This is a genomic window from Vibrio hyugaensis, assembly GCF_002906655.1.
Classification (GTDB): Bacteria; Pseudomonadota; Gammaproteobacteria; order Enterobacterales; family Vibrionaceae; genus Vibrio; species Vibrio hyugaensis.
Window position 1 is genome coordinate 998,123 of record NZ_CP025795.1, and the last position, 17,851, is coordinate 1,015,973.

Genomic DNA, 17,851 nt, shown 5'->3' on the forward strand with positions numbered 1-17,851 from the left:
AAAATGAACCACACTAGGGCAAATGGTACACTGTACTCATATAGATACACTGTAAATTAGCGTTTGAACCTCTTCCCCATAACATTGATATTTAGCGTTCAAACGTTGAGAAAACCCATATGCGTTTGTCGTTAAACCTCGTGATTGCATCCACTTTTATAGCTGTTGCTCCAGCTGATGCTAACTATGATCTTGATTCCCTGCTAGAGATGCCACTGTGCTCGTTGGCAGACACTAAAGTTGTTTCGGCAACTCGTACCTCTCAATCCCTTGCGGACACGCCAGCTTCGGTTTATGTGATTACAGCCAAAGAGATCCAACGCTCTGGTGCTCGTTCTGTGGCTGATGCATTATCTTTGGCACCCGGTCTTCATGTCGCCAAGTTCTCCAATTACGATTGGGGGGTCAGTGTGCGTGGCAATAATGAAACACTTAACAACAAGATGTTGGTCATGGTAGATGGCCGCAGTGTGTTCAATCCAATGTCATCCGGCGTTAATTGGGATTTAATTCCCGTTAGCATGGACAACATTGCCCAAATAGAAATCGTATTGGGCCCGGTTGGGACAGTGTGGGGTGGTAATGCCGTAACAGGAGTCATCAACGTCATCACTAAAGAAGCAGAAGGCTCAGCAAAAGGGAAGGTGTCAGCAAGCTTTGGTAATTATGGCTACAGTGAATATCAATTGCATCATGCAGGATCGATTGGTGAGTACACCAACTACAGTGTTTATGGTGAGTTTGTTGATCACATGCCTTGGACAAGTGATGAGGCCCGCGTGGCACCGCTGCAACACTTTAACGCATACACTGAACGCTTTGGTGGCCGATTAGATTATCAAAAGCATGAACACACGTTGAGTTTACAAGCTGGTGGTATTCGCTCTCGCGAAGACTACAACTGGGGTAATTATCAGCCTCACTTTGTCATGCCCGGAGCAGAACCGGTCAACTTTTATGAAACCGAAATGACCATGCAAGAGTACTTCGTTGGGGGGCATCATATTTTTGATCGTCCTAGCGGAGACCGATGGGAAAATGAAGTTTGGTTAACCTACAGCTCTAACGACATTTCACACGATAATGCGCGATTTTTCCGAACAGATCTAGACTCCCATTATACCTTTTCAAATCTATGGGGAACCGAGTTTACTGTTGGTGCCAATATTCGGCTTATTGATGAACAGTTTGGAACTTTCGATAAACACGATGAAATGACGATGCCTTATTTGCGCTTATCGGACAGTCCAGATTTTCTCAACCAATCGTATGGTCTGTATGCCAACTGGAGTATTCCGTTGGACGAGAGAACCAAACTGACATTAGGTAATCGCTGGCAATACAACAACCTTACTCATCATCTCGATCCACAACCACAGGTGCGTTTGAGTTATGAGCTCGCGAATAACCAACGATTGTGGGCGGGTTGGGGTAAAGCAATAGTGACGCCGTCACGATTGGAACTGAATACGTATATGCGTGAAAACCATTATATGGAAAACGTACAGTTCAGCGACGGTAATTATTATGACTACTATTACAGTTACCTATTAAAAGGGAATGAAGACCTAGATGTAGAATCAGTCTCGACCTACGAGCTTGGATACCGTTTGTGGGATGAGAACAAACTGCAATTCAATATTGGTGGCTTTTATACTCGTCATGAAAATATTCGTGTTTATAAAACGGATTCTGCGACACAAGCGATTGTTACTGGTGACTCATCACCGGGCACGGTTGGTACTGTTGTAGAGCAATACACATCCAGCTTAGTTGATCCGATCTGGAGTGAAAGTTTTGGTGGGGAGGTTTCTGTGAAGTGGCAACCTCGTCAAGACATTCAAATAAACGCCAATTACAGTTACAAGCGTATTGTTGGCCATTGTGAGGGTGCCATTTGCTCTAACAACAAGGCCGTGAAACGTATGATTGAAAATGAACCGAATCATTTTGTTAATGCACAGGTAATGTGGGACATCACGCCACAATGGTGGGTCAGTGTGACTGGTCAGTATGTTTCTGAATCTAAGTTACACGATGATTACGAGTCGGCTTTGAATCCGGTTAACGTAGCGAATAAAGACTATAACTGGCCAGAAGTGGTTTCCTTTGATGCATCGGTAAGTTGGCAATACAACGATTGTTTGCCACAAATTACAGCGTCGGTAGAAAATCTAGGTGCAGACCAAAGCAAAGAGTTTCCCAACAACTACAACCCTTTCGCTAATGGAACGCAATACTGGCTAACGCTCGATTGGAACTACGCCCAATGGTAAAACGGTTTGAGCGAAGCTCAGCAGTGAAATGGGTAATAACGATTTGGGCACTGCTCAGCGCGACGTTTGCCTTCGCTCAATACGATGATGCGGATCTGAAAGCCGTTTATTTATATCGTTTTGCTTTGCTCGCCGATTGGATGGCGACGGGGGAATCCATCGCCCCAGTTGAGTATTGTGTGTCTGAAAGTGACTCTGTTGGCGAGCACCTTAAAAACATCGTTGCTCGTAAGCCGCAGTTGTCTCGTTACTATGATTTATCAAATCCGGTGACGCCGAACACCTGCCATATCTTGTACATACCGCAAGCAAAGAAGTCCCAAATCTTAGTGTTGCGCGATCAATACCCTCATTCGTTGTTGATCAGTAATGGCGAAGAGTTCGTGAAAATAGGGGGCATGGTCGCTTTTGTTAAGGTAAACAATCGTATTCGTCCTATGGTATCTCGTAGTCACGTCGCGCCAACACAGATACAACTGCGTGCCCAACTATTGAGTATCTCCTTATTGGTTGAAGATGAGGTCGCGCCATGATCCGCTCTCGTCTCGCTCGTTTGCCTTTAAGGCATAAGATGATGTTGCCTACATGGCTAATGATTACTCTTATTGTCATTGGTCTTGGTACGCTCGCGATTCAATACGTGGTACTTGCACAAGAAAAGGCGTTGGAGCGTCGTATTGATATTCTTGGCCAAGGGGTGGCGAACACCCTACAAGCGGCATTGATGTTTGATGATGCATACACGGCAAAAGAGCAACTGACCAACCTGAGTTTCGACCCTGACATTATTTCCGCGGTCGTGATCAATCAGCATGACAAAACAATTGCGTCGATAGAAGATTTGCCAGCAGGTTGCCATTGGCAAGAGCGTCAGGTGATTTGTTCACATCTCAACGTTGTGATGCGTCATAACGATGTCTTATTAGGCGATGAGAAGTTGGGCGCACTCGAAATATGGGTTTCTTTAGAGAACCTATTAATAAACGAACGGAAAATGTGGTTATCGCTTGGCGTTATCGTTTTCTTACTTTCGTTGTGTGCGTGGGCGTTGGCAAAGTTACTACACTCATTAATTTCGTTGCCACTTTTGTCTTTGCATCGCTCTGTCGAGCATATGAGTCGTGTTGGGGTAATCCGTAAAGCGCTGCCAGTATACCATCAAGATGAAGTGGGCAAACTGACAGAATGCTTTAATGAAATGACGATGAGCCTTGCTGAACGTGAATCTCAAGTAGCGCAGGTATTGAAGCGAGTTGAGGACAAAAACCGCTATATCCACAGTGCATTGGATGCAATGCAACGTTGTGTTTTGGTCGTGTCTTCACATCATCAGGTAACGTACTTCAACCCAATAGCAGCAAAAGAACTAAAAGGAGTGGAAGCCAATTTGGATGCAAGAAGTCTTCTCATGAGCCACTTTGAACCTGTGCTGAAAGTAGAGCGTATTATGTTTGCGATCGACACTCACACAACGGTGAAAGGGTTAGAGGTTCGCAGTTTAGATAAAACTAAACGTTATCTTATTTCTTGCAATCCGATGGACACTGAAAAGAGCAGCTTGATTCAGCTTCAGGACATCACTGAGCAAACGTTATCAGAGCAAAGACGTAAGCTACTCGACTTGATGTTTGACCAAAACCAAGACGCGATATTGGTATTGAATCGAGCTTTAAGCGTTCAAACTCAAAATCAATCTGCGACACAGTGGTTTGGTGAGGTTAATGCACTAAAAGGTCTAGAATTGTTTTCACCTTTTGAAGTGACGAAAGCGATTAAATTAAGGTTATTGAAAACGGGTCACTACAAAACGCACGTTGATGTAAAAAACCAACAAGGGCGTGTGATGCCGTGTGAGCTGAAGGTTCGAGCTTTGAAGAGTGAAAATGGCCGTGCAGAAGCGTTTGTCGTTTCATTTACGGATTTGGCGGTTGATATCGAATTAAAACGTCTTAACTATCAAGCGAACCACGATCCTTTAACAGGTTTAGCGAATCGTTCAAAAGCGTTACGCCGACTACAAGAAAAGCATGATGTAGGTGCATCGCAGCATATTTTGTTCTTAGATTTAGACGGTTTTAAAGCCGTCAATGACCAATATGGGCATTCGATTGGTGATCAACTATTGAAGGTCGTTGCTCAGCGTTTGGTGAATTGTGTCGCGCGAAGGGATCTTGTGTCTCGCCTAGCGGGTGACGAATTCTTGATAGCTGTTCGTGATGCTTCAAGTTGTGAGCCGATTGCTCAGCGCATTATAGAAAGCTTAGCGAAGCCGTTTCATTTTGGTAACGTTACTTGCCATATTTCCGCAAGTATTGGTATGAGTTATTGGGCGCGAGAAGACAACGCGACATTAGATGAAAAAATCAATGCAGCAGACATGGCTATGTATCTTGCGAAAAAGAGCGGGAAGAATCAATATCAGGGTTGTTTGGAACCTTCTTGTATCATGGACTAAATCAACGGTCACGAATGCAAGGTGTGTGGTTACTCCATTGGTAATCTCAAACTTCAAAGTATGCAACCCATGTTGTGCTCTTCAGTCGTTGGATTACCTGAATTATGTTGATGATGAGATGGTGAACGCAATTATGTTGTAGTCTAAGTTGGATAATGTTGTAAGAATCGTCCTACTTTTATTCAAAAAGCGCAATGTTATCAATAGGATAAACCCAATCCTCTAAGTTTCGAAGTTTGACATTTAAGCTGTGCAAATTAGTCTGGCCTCCCAAATCGTGGAAGTCAGTTATGCTTAGCATTCTAAGAAAAAACATTGTAATCATTTTCGCATTCTTCGTTATTGCGCTTTCAAGTTGCTCTTTTGCAGCGGGTGGGCCAGAAGAAACGGTTGTTGTAGGGGTTATCGCTCAGCATTCAGATAATTCCGACGTTCGTAATGAAATCGGTGTTTTCTATGGTATCAATCTAGAGTACCTGACGAATATTGCCAAGGTACTCAACCTCAAGCTGGAGCTTCGTCCTTACGGTACGATTCCCGCACTTTTAGCTGACATCGAAAATGGTACGGTTGATGGTGCCGTTGGTTTTAGCAAAACACCGGAAAGAACCCGCCGCTTCTTGTTTTCCGAACCGTTTTTTTCTAGCACGGTTGCTGTTTGGTATCGAGACAGCAGTTATAACCAACGTGATCCTCGAGAGCTTCAATGGGTTTGCGTAGAGGGCTCAGTATACTGTGATTCCGTAAAAGAAGCGGGAGCGACTAAAGTACGCACGGTTAAAACGCGTATTAAGGCATTTGAGGAAGTGCGTAGCGGTCGTGCAAACGCGCTAATCTCGACGTACGTCGCCATCAACCAATACTTGGATCAGAATGACATTGTAGAAGGAACGGTAGATATTCCTAGTTGGCTCAATGCCGAAGAGGTAAGCTTCATCACCTCAAAATCCAACCAAGATCTTGTAAAGCGAATCAACAAGATCTTAAATTGGGAGCGCCGCGGAAAGAACATCCGTTCAGTGGCTTCGAAAAATCCTTACCACGTAAATGACAAGTTGTTGGTTGAGTACCGTCGTGAGCTAGATAGCAATAAAGCCATTACTTACAGCAGCAGCGAAGAAGCATTTCCGTTTCTCTATCGGAACCCGCATTCGGGCAGTTTGGACGGCTTTCTTCCAGATTTCATTGACCTTATTCGTTCAAGAACGGGCTTAAAGTTTGAGTACGTGCCACCAACGAACAGCCTAGATAGCGGCTTAACCGCATTCTCTTCTGATCTAGTGCCTGTTGCTTATGTTGACTATGCTCGCTCGTCAGATTGGTTGATTACTAAACCTTTTATGCATAACAACTTTGTTGCGATCGAAGCATTAGATGTTGAGAACTATCCACGACACGATGCAAAGTCGGGCATATTAATGAGCTTGAAAAAGCAGGGATTAGTTAATCTTGATTCTTGGAAAGAAGAGCGGTTTACACGCTATGACGACTTAAAAAAGTTGCTGAGTGACTTGAAATCGGGTGGGATCGATGTTGCTTACGTGCCTGATGACATTGTTCATAGCATGATCGCACAAGATAACATTGATGGGTTGTTGATCAGTGAAAAGGACGTTCTGACGCTGTCGATTGCCTTCGCGGTTGCTAACCACAATACCAATTTAAAGAAAATCTTAGACAGCATCATAGACACGATAGATGCCAAAGAGATCGACAAGCTAAGCCGAACGTACCGAAACTTCAACCTTGTCTATGGTTACGACGAACAAGAGATCACCATCATTGTTCTGTTTATTGCTGTCATCTTTGTAGCTCTTCTTGCTGTGGTCTACTTCGTATTAGCGCACCTCAAATTGAAAGTGAACCTCGCTGAACTCAATGCCACCAATGAAGAGAAAGAGAAACAGTGGTTGATGGGAATTATTCAAGAGATCAACAGCATCGTTTTCATTCATGGAGAAGACAACCAGATTCAAATGAGTAATTGCTCTTTGTATCTCAATGGGCGATGCAAGGGCTGCACAATTCTAGATCGCAAAACCGCAAAACCATTGGTAGATAATGCTCGCGAACTTGGTGAAGTCATCGGAGGCAAACGCATTACAGATACAACCGCATCTACCGGCTGTAAAGTTGGTATCCAGCACGTGTATCGTGAGCGAAAAACCATTCTTTCGCCAAGCAGTAAGAAGAAGTTCGTTCTCACTGTGCTTCAAGATATTACAGAACAAAAAGAACGTGAATTCGCGCTGATTGATGCACAAGAAAAAGCCCAAACCGCTGTTCGAGCACGTGAAAACTTTTTAGCTACCATGAGTCATGAACTAAGAACGCCGCTATCCGCTGCACATGGCTTGCTAGACCTACTAGAGCGACAGGCGCGCTGCGACACTAATAAAGAAATTGTTACACAGGCAATGCGTTCACTTAATCACCTCAATTTGCTGGTGGATGAAATCTTAGATTATTCAAAACTGGAAGCTGGCCAATTAAAGGTGACGCCAATCAAAACCAACATCGTAACTACCTTGTGCGATGTCGTGCGTAGCTTCGAGCCAAAAGCGCAGAGTAAAGGGTTGGATTATCGTGTCACTATCAAGCCTTTTATCAACCCATGGTTGAAAGTGGATGCGGTTCGCTTAGTTCAAATTACGACCAATATTCTGTCAAATGCGGTGAAGTTTACGTCTGATGGTGAAATTCGTATCAGCATTGCACTCAATCAAGAACAACTGATTCTAAAAATTGCGGACACAGGTATAGGAATGACGGAAGCGCAGCTCGATGGAATCCTCCAACCCTTTGTTCAAGCAGACGATACGATCACACGCAAATTCGGTGGTACTGGGTTGGGACTTAGTATTGTCGATGGCCTTGTAGAATGCATGGGAGGTGATCTTCAGATTAACTCTGAGTTTGGCCTCGGTACTACCATTGTTGTCAAACTGCCTATCAAGTTGTGTCAGCCCCAAGCGCAACCTGCGATTGCTTATAGCTACTCACCAACGTTGCCTGCCAATATCCGTGACTGGTGTGCGGTCTGGGGGATGGAGTCGACGGACATATCCTCAAGTCTAACTGGAAAGTTTTCTGAGGAAGGTAAGTATCAAGGGCTTAATTTGAATTGTGGTTGTGATGTCATATGTTCGTTGACCGCAACAGAAGCTAAATACCCGGATTCGTTACTAAATCTGTTGAGTCAAGGTTGTACACCTGCTGTAGAGATAATCAAGCCTGCAGACAACGTCTCATGGAAGCATGGCACGGTCTTGGTTGCAGAAGACAACCCAATCAACCAAAGCGTTATTACCATGCAATTACGAGAACTGGGTATAGAGCCTGTCATTGTGAGTAATGGTTTAGAAGCATGGCAATACGTAAATCAAGATGAGCACGTTACCTTAGTCTTAACTGATTTCCATATGCCAGAGATGGATGGCTTTGCGTTGGTGAACAAACTCAAAGCGAGCGCGACGCTTTCTAAAATCCCTGTCATTGGCGTGACTGCGGAGGATTCTCGACTAGCAAACGAACGCGCAAAAAACATTGGCATTGACGACATTCTTTATAAGCCATATGACCTAGAGCAACTCAAGTTGAAGCTATTGCCTTACTTAAGTGAACAAAAATCAAACCTATGGCCCGAATGGATAGGTAAGTTCCGAGCGCAAGATGCAAAAGAGATCGCCAATGTGTTTAAAAGCTCAATGACGCAAGACGTAACAAACTTAAAAGTGGCAGAAAGTAAACAAGAGAAGGCGCAAATTATCCACGGAATTAAAGGGGCGCTAGGCGCGATAGGAATCACCCTCTTGGTTGAATTATGTGTTGAAGCTGAACAAGCAAGTGACGCTGATTTTGACTCGCATGTCACAGGACTTATTAACCGTATAGAACAAGAAATCGACCTCGCAGGACACTGGATTAAAGCGCATGAATAAACCACTTAAAGCGATGGTGATCGATGACCATCCATTACAGATTACTTTACTAAAGCAGATGCTGCTGCGTAACGGTGTTGATGTAGTTACATTTGATAACGCAGATAGTGCGATTGCGTATGCGAAAGACGTTTATATCGACATTATCTTTTGTGATTTGCAGATGCCAGAGAAAGATGGAATCGACATGATGGAGATGCTCGATCACATTGACTACCAAGGAAATGTTGTTCTTGTGAGTGCAATGGAGCTATCGATAGTGACGGCAGTTCGTGCTATGTGTGAAACCTTTAGCTTTGAAGTGCTTGGCAAGTTGTTAAAACCTTATGAAGAGCAACAAGTTATCGACATGCTAACCCTTGCAAGGCGTGAACCTGAAAAAGTTTCTCAGTTTGATCAATGTTTTGATGTTCAAGACCAAGAGTTTTTGCTCGCATTGAGAGAAGGGCGAATAAAAAACTACTATCAACCGTTGGCGGATGCACATACTGGCGAAATCATTGGGTATGAAGCCTTAGCCCGTTGGTTTCATCCTACTCATGGTGTACTGCCGCCAGACAGTTTTTTGTCTATTGTCGAACGTTGTCATTTGTCAGCGGATCTGTTTGATGCTGTGTTTAGTAATGCGTTAAACGACATTAAGCATCATGGGTTAAACCAAAAAATCTCTATTAACGTTGATCACGATAATCTAGAAGATTGTGATTTTGCCAGCCAGTTTATTCAGCGTTGCTGCGAAAATGGTATTAGCCCAGATCGGTTTACGATTGAAATTACTGAGCGTGATACCTTTCAAACCAGTGCGGCACTCTACAAAAACCTACTTAAGTTCAGAATGAGTGGCGTGACGGTCAGTATCGATGATTTTGGTACGGGTTCGTCATCGCTAGAAAAACTCGCACAATTGCCTTTTAACGAACTGAAAATCGACCGTTCGTTTATACAGGGGTTAGTAAACGATCCGAAAAAGAAAAACATTGTGTTGGCGATATGCGCATTAGCAAAAAGTCTCAACATTAGCGTTGTCGCAGAGGGGGTGGAAGACGAGGTTACGCTGCAAACCATGCGCCAATACACAATCGATGTTTTCCAAGGTTATTACATCGATAAACCAATGCCTTTAGAAGCTATAACGATACTGAATTAAAAGAATGATGAATAAAATGAACTGCCTGATCTTTGATGATCACCCACTTGTTAGTGTTGCCATTAAATCGCTTGTAGAAAGTTTGGATATCGCCAATGAGGTGATGACAGCAACAAGCTCAAAAGAGGCGTTAAGAATACTCAAAGGAAGCATAGGCTTATTGATCTTAGACGTAAACCTTGCTGATTGTGATGGATACGATTTTTATAAGCGTATTAAATCCCACGGCTTTAATGGAAAAGTCATTTTCTTTTCTGCCGAGACAAGCCACATGTATAGCCAAATGGCATTTCGCTCTGGTGCCGATGGCTATGTCTGTAAATCAGAAAATCACGAAATCTTAAAAGATGCCATAGAAGCAGTTATGAAAGGGTATTCGTTTTTCAAGTTCAAACAAACGGTAGAGGAAGACAGAAATGTCCCAATGCTATCGAGCCGAGAGAGTGCAGTAATGAAGCTGTTACTTCAAGGGAAAAGTAACCGCGATATTGCTGATGTGTTGTCGATCAGTGATAAGACAGTCAGCACTTATAAGCGCAGGGTAATGGTGAAGTTCAACGTGAAAAACATCGTGGAGCTTTCAAAAGTTGTTGATACATAGAAGGTAAAGGATGAATCTCAAAAATATTTACTTATCTTTTTTCTTTGCAGCGCTTTTGTTCATAAGTTCAATAACCATGATTGGTGCCATGTTGATTTCTCATGAAGTGAAGCAATTCAAAATCTATACACAGGGTATCTCCAAGACCAAGCAAAAGGTGACGTTGCTTGGTCTATTAATGGAGTCAGAACTGGCCCGTTATGAAGGCCTGACCGCACAGGAAATTAGTGACATCACAGAGTTCAGTATTCAAGACGCCATTTATGCACTAGAGCCAGGCAGCGAGCTGGATTACGTCGAAGCGGTAGCGCGCAAAGTACTGAATGAAGCAGAAGGATATTTATCAAACGTTTATGAGCGTATTGATGTTGTGCTCTATTTTCGTTCTTACACGGCAAATAAACTCATACTCGAGAGCCCAATCGATGAGCTTGAGAATTTGTCTGCGCCTTTTGACATCGATTGGTGTAAAGAAACTAAATCGTGTGTATTGGCGGCTTGGAAGAATCAGCTAGCTGATCGTATTTTAATTTCTCAGCCGTTTAAGACGACATATTCTGACAGTCGGGCGTTTAATGTTATTAGCCCGGTCTACTATCAGGGAGATATTGTCGGCGAGTTTGGCGAACAAATCTTTCTTGACTCACTCACGGAAGAAGGTAAAGCGTTGAAAGTGGATATCAATAACGGTAATAAGCACGTCGTTGTGTATTATCCGCGTTATCCTTGGCCTGATTTTGCCTACACGCAAACCTATGTTGCCGATAACAACAACTTAATCGTCTACAAGTACCCATTCAGTAAGATACTGATCGATTTTGGTTTTTTATTCCTGATCATGTTTGCCTCAATTTATGGCTACTACTCGAAGGCGCAAGAGTCAAAAGAGAGCAAGATTCAATTAGCGAATGCAATCAGCGATGCAACGAAAGATGAACTGACAGGCCTGTTTAATCGCAAGGTGTTTAAGGAGCAAGCATTTAAGAACAAAATCAAAATGACACCTTTCACCGTGATTGCAATTGATGGCGATAGAGTGAAGCGTATCAATGACAAATACGGTCACCATGTTGGGGACGAGGTGATTGTCATTATTGCTGACGCAATGAAGAAAGTGTTTAGGACGACGGATTACCTTATCCGGACGGGAGGAGATGAGTTTATTGCCATCCTACCTCGGTGCAGTGAGAGCAAGTCACTGATGTTAGCGAAGAAGCTGCAATTTGCAGTGGGAGAGAACCGTTTAAAAACCTTAAATATTGACGTGAGCGTGAGTACCGGGCTTGCAACGAGTTCTGAACATGAAACATTAAATGATGTCATCATGCGTGCTGATGAGGATCTCTATGAGACTAAACGTCACCGCAGCGATAAGGTTGTGTCCCAAAGCTGATAATTAATCTGATTCACTTTATTGTCATTAAGTCGTGAGATAAGAGTTTGATAAACTTGACCTAAAAGTTACTTTGGTCTTTTATAGTAGAGCAGCCAATGCAAAGGCTGCTTTCTTTGTCTTTGGCTGAAGGTAAGTATAAAAAACAACTTTTATCTTTGATTCGATTTGGTAACGACACTGTGAATAAAGATCTCGACCTAAACCTCCTAAAAATACTGGTGCTACTGGAGCGTCATCGGCAACTAAAACCTGTGGCGAAAGCCCTAGGTAAAAGTGAGGCGTCTATCAGCAAATATCTCACTCGATTGCGCACTCAATTAGAAGACGAGCTTTTTATACGTCATGCCCATCATTTTGAACCCACAGACTATTTAAAGCGTAAGTTGCCGGAAATTACTAGTGTACTGGATCAGCTCGAATCTTGCTTGATTCGACGTGAATTTGATCCTCTTTCTTATGAAAAGAATATTACGATCTGCTTACCTCAATCTGCGCAATATTCTTTCGGGCACCTTCTTCTTGTGGATTTGATGGCTCTGTTTCCAAATGCCCACATCAGTGTGTTTAGCAATACCGATCACACGATTGAGGACATCTTGGAAGGCAAAGTGGACATGCAACTGCATTACTTTAATGAAGAGTATCCTAAAGCAATTCATCAACAGTTCGTTGGTTATGCACCAACTGTTATTGTTGTACCTGAAGAGTTGGGTATCAATGAGTTAGAGAAAGCCTGCAATCTTCCTTTCATCTTATTAGAAATGAGTGGTTGGAAAGAGCGAGAGCAAGTGACGGAGCGTGCGTTGGAACAAAGAGGATTGAATGTAAACCGAGTGGCTACGATGGGGAATATTACAAGCTTGTTGGAGGCGATTAAACTCAAAAATGCAGCGACGATCTTACTTGAATATCAAAATCCGATTAAAGGCTATTGTTTTATCCCAGTACCAGAGAGCTTTTACCCAAATGGCCGCCCCAAAGTTGTGGTACAGATGAAGCAAACTCATCGCTACAATTCGATGCATCAGCTACTCACCGATGCTATCTCGAAATATGTGTTCCGTTAACAGTACAAGGTGCCGAATTCCTCTTGAGGCAGCGTGTTGAGCAGTTCAACAACGGATTCTGCATGGTACTTTTTGAGGATACGTGTTTTGTAAGTGCTGATGGTTTTCGCGCTTAGTGACAGTTGCTCAGAAATCTTTTTATTTGAGTAACCTTGCGTTAAATAGTGGAAAACCATGGCTTCACGATTGGATAAAGTGACGTTACTTGATGATTGGTTGTGCGTCGCTTTAAACATTGAATAACCACGTGTCACGCTCAGAATCGCATCCATGATCGTCGCTTTCGCTTCATTCTTATTCAAAAAGCCGTGTGCACCCATTTCAAATGCGGCTTTAGATAAGCTTGAATAATCTCGGGATGAAATAAACAGGATCTTTCCTTGGTAACCTGTTGCCAGAATATTCTTAGCTAAACGCATACCGTCTCTGTCCCCAAGCACAACATCTAAAATAACCAAATCGATCGGTTGAGTACGAATTAACTCCATCACCTCTGCACTGTCGATTGATTCGACAATGTTGACGGATGGGAATGCGCTTTGAACGAGAGAAGCCAGAGCTTCACTATATAACGGTTGGTCGTCGATAATAAGAACGTTATTCATAGTTATGCCTCACCTTATATTTCAATTTACCGCTGCTTCCTTTCAGCACTCATTTAACGTAGGAGGATTGTAGGAAAAATCTGTGTGGAATTGGTGAAAATGACAATTTCATTATTTGAAACTTACTGTCTCATATGTTGGAATGGTCTATTGTAATGCTAATTAAATCAATTGGATGAAATCTTTTATAGTTCGGTTGTTGTATATCAATCTGCCCGTCTCTTTTTTAGCCGAACCCTTTGGGCAGCGTTTGTTGGTCATTTCTACTGCGTTATCGACTTCTCATGTAGGCTAGCTACACAGCAAAGTCTCTGTCTTGTATAAATATCCAACAATTCGCTGCAAAAATCAGCTCGAAAGGTCAACAGACCTCAATTACGATGACATCACTCATTTAAAATAAAAGGAGTGATTTGCAGTCAGCAATCATTGTTTTGAGTGTTTCTGTCTTACTGCTCTTATGGAGCAGAAGAAGTGCTAAATAGGATAAAAAATACAATAAATTTGTTTCCTGATTTTAGGTGCCGTTATTTTAGTACGTTTACGATTACCGTAGTCGGTGCTCTTACAGCCCAAACCATCAATTCAAACTTTGTCGACTTTCACACTATCAATGACACCGTTTCTGAAGTCATCTCTTGCAGTGCTGAGATGAATCAGTAAAGATCCCTTTTTTGTTCTATTTTGAGTCTGTTATGAGCCAACCTTCTTTTGAATCCATTGTTCACTCCCGTCGTTCTGTACGTAAGTACGATGCCAGTGCTGATTTTAACCACAATGATGTCGCGGATGCCCTTGAGCTGACAACATTAAGCCCAAACAGCAGCAACATGCAGATGTGGGAATTTCATCGTGTTATTTCATCTGAAAAACGTGAGCAACTTGCAGAGTTTTGTATGGGGCAAAATGCAGCGAAAACGGCGAATGAACTGGTTGTGTTTGTTGCTACGACTCATAACTGGCAAGAGCGCGCCAAGCGCAACGCAGAGACTGTGCGTCAAGCTTTTGAAAACCGTGACGACGCTGCGGCTAAGCGCGCTCTTATGTATTACGAAAAACTGATTCCAATGGTTTACAACAATGATGCATTTGGTCTTCGTGGCGTTGTACGCAAGTTATACAGTTGGTGGTTGGGGCGCAATAAGCCAATGGTTCGCGAAGTCAGTAAGTCGGATATTCGTGTTTGTTTGCACAAGAGTGTTTCTTTAGCCGCGATGACGTTTATGTATGCGATGCGTGAAAAGGGGTACGACACGTGCCCAATGGAAGGCTTTGATTCAAAACGAGTAAAGCAGCTTCTTGGGTTACGTGGTAGTGACCAGATCACCATGATCATCAGCTGCGGTGTAAGAAGTGAAGAAGGCGTGTATGGAGAACGTCATCGCGTTGCTAACGACAGCGTGATTAAATCACATTAATTAACACTAAACTTTTCTGTCGCTATGCCGTTAACAGTAGTGAGTAAACTGCGATATTGAGTCGTTGAATGTGTTTTGTTCAAAAATGAGACAAAATTTCAGCATTTGATAGAGAAGTGTGCAGTTCGCATCCTTTTGATTATTTACAAATTCTGTCTCAACGACTACAAAAGGACTCTTGGATTTTTCGCCTGTGAAGTGATTCTCTGTGGCATTGCATCAAGCCTCTTTTTCTTGATGCGTATTTTGGATAATTGGGTTTATGAGTAACGTAACCAGCACCATTTTGACTGAAAGTGGCACCAATGAACTTGAAATCATTGAGTTCCATCTAGAAAAACAAATGCCAGATGGCAGCACAAAAACATGTTTTTACGGCATTAACGTCGCTAAGGTTCGTGAAGTGATTCGCGTCCCAGAGACGACTGATTATCCGAACGCCCAACCGCACATGATTGGTGTCTTTTCTTCTCGTGAAGTGCTTACGCCTCTTGTTGATCTTGCTGGTTGGTTAGGTGTCCCGACACGCCGTGATTTAGAACGTAAGTTTGTTATCGTTACTGACTTTAACAAGATGACTAATGGCTTCTTGATCGACAGTATTTCTCGTATTCATCGTATTTCTTGGAATGATGTTGAATCTCCAAGCCAGTTTCTAGAAGCTGGGGAGCAAGATTGTGTCGTTGCCGTTGTGCGTAAAGATGGCAACTTAATCATGATTCTCGATTTCGAAAAAATCATTGCTGACATCAACCCAGAACTGAGCATGGAAAAATACGATGTGACGGGCGATAAATCGGTTGATTTGAACCAGCGAATGGTTGGCAAACGTAATGCTAAAACTATTATGGTTGTGGATGACTCTGCATTTATTCGTTCTTTGATTCAAGATACCTTGGCTTCTGCGGGTTATAACGTGATCACTTGTAAAGATGGTGGTGAAGCGTATGAAAAGCTAATGAGCTTGATTGAAGTGGCGAAAGAAGAAAACTTACCAGTGCGTGAGTTGCTTGATGCTGTCGTCACTGACGTTGAGATGCCTCGTATGGACGGCATGCACTTAGTGAAACGACTGCGTGATACAGAAGCGTACAACCAAACTCCAATTGTGATGTTCTCTTCTTTGATGAGTGAAGACAACCGCGCGAAGGCATTATCTCTTGGTGCGAATGACACCATCACCAAGCCTGAGATAGGTCGTATGGTGAATATGATGGATAAACACGTGTTTAATTTTGCGTAGTCTATCCGACAGTGAACAAAAAGGCTGCCAATTTGGCAGCCTTTTGGTTATTTAGAGCAAGGTAAAATCTCTAACGTATATTCCCCACTTTGGTTGACTGGCGGCGTATATTTAATTGCGCATTGTGTCGCATCTGATTTACCGTCGTCTCGAGCGTAGATATAGGCAGTGATCTCATCTTCGTCAGATTCGACACGCCAATCACTTTCACCGTGTCTATCGTCTAACTCTGCTACGAGAATACTTAGACTAGATTCATCGGCGTCGGCATAACCATAACGAAAAGTACAACTGTTGCTTCCATTGACCTCACAGCCAGGAAACGGAAGATCCATTGCTGGTGTGTTTGGTGTAATTCCGGTATCAGGACCAATATTCGAGACGTAACGATAGTGCTCTAAACCCGCTACAGCCATTTTCCCAAAACCGATCCCTAGGCCAGAAGCTATCGCACCTTTCATCCCTTCCAAGCGAGCTTCACGAGCATCGTCTTGAATGTTTAAAAAGCGCGGAGCAGCGGTGACAGCCAAAATACCAAGGATAACGATAACAACAACAAGCTCAATTAAAGTAAAACCTGATTTTCTTTTCATAAATCATCTTTTAATTAGGTTGATACGATAGTCTAATGTTTTTAATTTATATGGTGCTATAGACTATTAATTTCCATTAATGGTGAATTTATATGGTGCATCCACTCTAAAATGGAGTGTGATTATAGTGCCGTTTATTTGTGCTGAATAGTGCGGAAATCGTAAATCTAGCGTTGCAAATCTGTATGAATTGTAAAGTCGTAGAAACTGAGACTAAGAAGTTCAAATGTTGACACATTTTGATTGTGTTTTAGTGCGCTTTGATGAATCCTACGCAGGGCGAGAGTAGGGGAATTATTACTATCTGATATTCATTCTGCTTTCTAATCATAAAATCAAATATAAGAATGACATCGATGGAATTCGATTCTACAAACTTGCTTGCTATGGGGCTGATCTTCTTAGGCTCTTACGTTCAAACCGCGATTGGATTTGGCCTTGCTATTGTCGCCGCGCCACTACTCATTCTCTGGGCTCCAGAGTATGTGCCTGCACCTATCTGTTTGGTCGCATTGTTTATCTCGTTAATGAATGCGATGAAGCACAGAAGCAGCGTCGAAATTGGCGGTTTAAAGATGGCACTGATTGGACGTGTTCCCGGATCAATTGCTGGTGGTGTCTTACTGTTTTTCGTTTCGACAGAAGCATTAACTTTATGGATTGGCTTTTTGGTTCTGTTTGCCGTTTCCGTCAGCGTGTTGCCATTTCGTATTGAACCTACGCCAGGTCGTATGACTTTTGCTGGATTCTTTTCTGGTTTATTTGGTACGAGTTCTGCTATTGGTGGACCACCAATGGCGCTTTTATTGCAGCATCAAGAAGCAAATCAGTTACGTGGTAACCTGTCAGCGTTTTTTGTGTTCAGTTCTATTATCTCTTTGATTGTTCAGATCCCTGTGGGTTTCTTTAACTTACATCATCTGGTGATTACTTTGCCCTTGCTACCAGCGGCCGCACTTGGTTACTGGTTAGCGGTAAAAACAACGCAGTCTTTACCAAAAGAAAAGATTCGTTTTGGCGCTCTCACACTGTGCTTTGTTAGTGGTATTACTGCGGTGATCCAAGGTCTCTCTTTGTAGTTATCCGAGAAGGTCAAATTCGCTTTACAA

General features: G+C 42.8%; 13 protein-coding genes. 11 read left to right on the forward strand and 2 right to left on the reverse strand.

The window, feature by feature from the left end:
* Positions 1-119: 119 nt before the first annotated feature.
* From C1S74_RS21540 to C1S74_RS21575, 8 genes are all read left to right on the forward strand, one after another.
* Positions 120-2,276, forward strand: a complete 2,157-nt coding sequence (locus tag C1S74_RS21540; RefSeq protein WP_045399799.1) for a TonB-dependent receptor plug domain-containing protein — start codon at positions 120-122, stop codon at positions 2,274-2,276.
* Positions 2,270-2,809: a YfiR family protein gene (locus tag C1S74_RS21545; RefSeq protein ID WP_045399801.1), complete on the forward strand. Its 540-nt coding sequence runs from the start codon at positions 2,270-2,272 to the stop codon at positions 2,807-2,809. Before C1S74_RS21540 ends, C1S74_RS21545 begins: the two co-directional genes overlap by 7 nt.
* Positions 2,806-4,731 carry a diguanylate cyclase domain-containing protein gene (locus tag C1S74_RS21550; RefSeq protein ID WP_045399803.1) on the forward strand — a complete coding sequence of 642 codons (1,926 nt, stop codon included), beginning with the start codon at positions 2,806-2,808 and terminating at the stop codon, positions 4,729-4,731. The genes C1S74_RS21545 and C1S74_RS21550 overlap by 4 nt, the downstream gene beginning before the upstream one ends.
* Positions 4,732-5,021: 290 nt before the next feature.
* Positions 5,022-8,672, forward strand: a complete 3,651-nt coding sequence (locus tag C1S74_RS21555) for an ATP-binding protein (RefSeq protein WP_045399804.1) — start codon at positions 5,022-5,024, stop codon at positions 8,670-8,672.
* A complete protein-coding gene (locus C1S74_RS21560) occupies positions 8,665-9,819 on the forward strand; it encodes an EAL domain-containing response regulator (RefSeq protein WP_045399806.1) in 1,155 nt (384 codons plus the stop codon). Before C1S74_RS21555 ends, C1S74_RS21560 begins: the two co-directional genes overlap by 8 nt.
* Before the next feature lie 4 nt (positions 9,820-9,823).
* Positions 9,824-10,420 (forward strand): response regulator transcription factor, encoded by a 597-nt coding sequence (locus C1S74_RS21565; protein WP_045399807.1) that lies wholly within the window; start codon positions 9,824-9,826, stop codon positions 10,418-10,420.
* A 10-nt stretch (positions 10,421-10,430) separates the two neighbouring features.
* Positions 10,431-11,813, forward strand: coding sequence for a GGDEF domain-containing protein (locus C1S74_RS21570; protein WP_045399810.1), 1,383 nt, complete (start codon positions 10,431-10,433; stop codon positions 11,811-11,813).
* A 182-nt stretch (positions 11,814-11,995) separates the two neighbouring features.
* Entirely contained in the window at positions 11,996-12,883 is an 888-nt protein-coding gene (locus C1S74_RS21575) for a LysR family transcriptional regulator (RefSeq protein WP_045399929.1), read from the forward strand.
* On the opposite strand, the gene C1S74_RS21580 is transcribed toward C1S74_RS21575, so the two are convergent.
* A complete protein-coding gene (locus C1S74_RS21580) occupies positions 12,880-13,488 on the reverse strand; it encodes a response regulator transcription factor (RefSeq protein ID WP_045399811.1) in 609 nt (202 codons plus the stop codon). The two genes, C1S74_RS21575 and C1S74_RS21580, sit on opposite strands and share 4 nt — an antisense overlap.
* A gap of 695 nt (positions 13,489-14,183) precedes the next feature.
* Between C1S74_RS21580 and C1S74_RS21590 the strand changes: the two genes are divergently transcribed.
* Together C1S74_RS21590 and C1S74_RS21600 are read left to right on the forward strand one after the other, a co-directional pair.
* Entirely contained in the window at positions 14,184-14,906 is a 723-nt protein-coding gene (locus C1S74_RS21590; protein ID WP_045399813.1) for a nitroreductase family protein, read from the forward strand.
* A gap of 262 nt (positions 14,907-15,168) precedes the next feature.
* Positions 15,169-16,149, forward strand: coding sequence for a chemotaxis protein (locus C1S74_RS21600; protein ID WP_038867771.1), 981 nt, complete (start codon positions 15,169-15,171; stop codon positions 16,147-16,149).
* A gap of 47 nt (positions 16,150-16,196) precedes the next feature.
* Here C1S74_RS21600 and C1S74_RS21605 read toward each other — a convergent pair whose 3' ends face one another.
* Entirely contained in the window at positions 16,197-16,742 is a 546-nt protein-coding gene (locus C1S74_RS21605; protein ID WP_038867769.1) for a type II secretion system protein, read from the reverse strand.
* 356 nt (positions 16,743-17,098) lie between these two features.
* On the opposite strand from C1S74_RS21605, the gene C1S74_RS21610 reads away from it, so the two are divergent.
* Positions 17,099-17,821 carry a sulfite exporter TauE/SafE family protein gene (locus tag C1S74_RS21610; protein WP_038867766.1) on the forward strand — a complete coding sequence of 241 codons (723 nt, stop codon included), beginning with the start codon at positions 17,099-17,101 and terminating at the stop codon, positions 17,819-17,821.
* Positions 17,822-17,851: the final 30 nt, after the last annotated feature.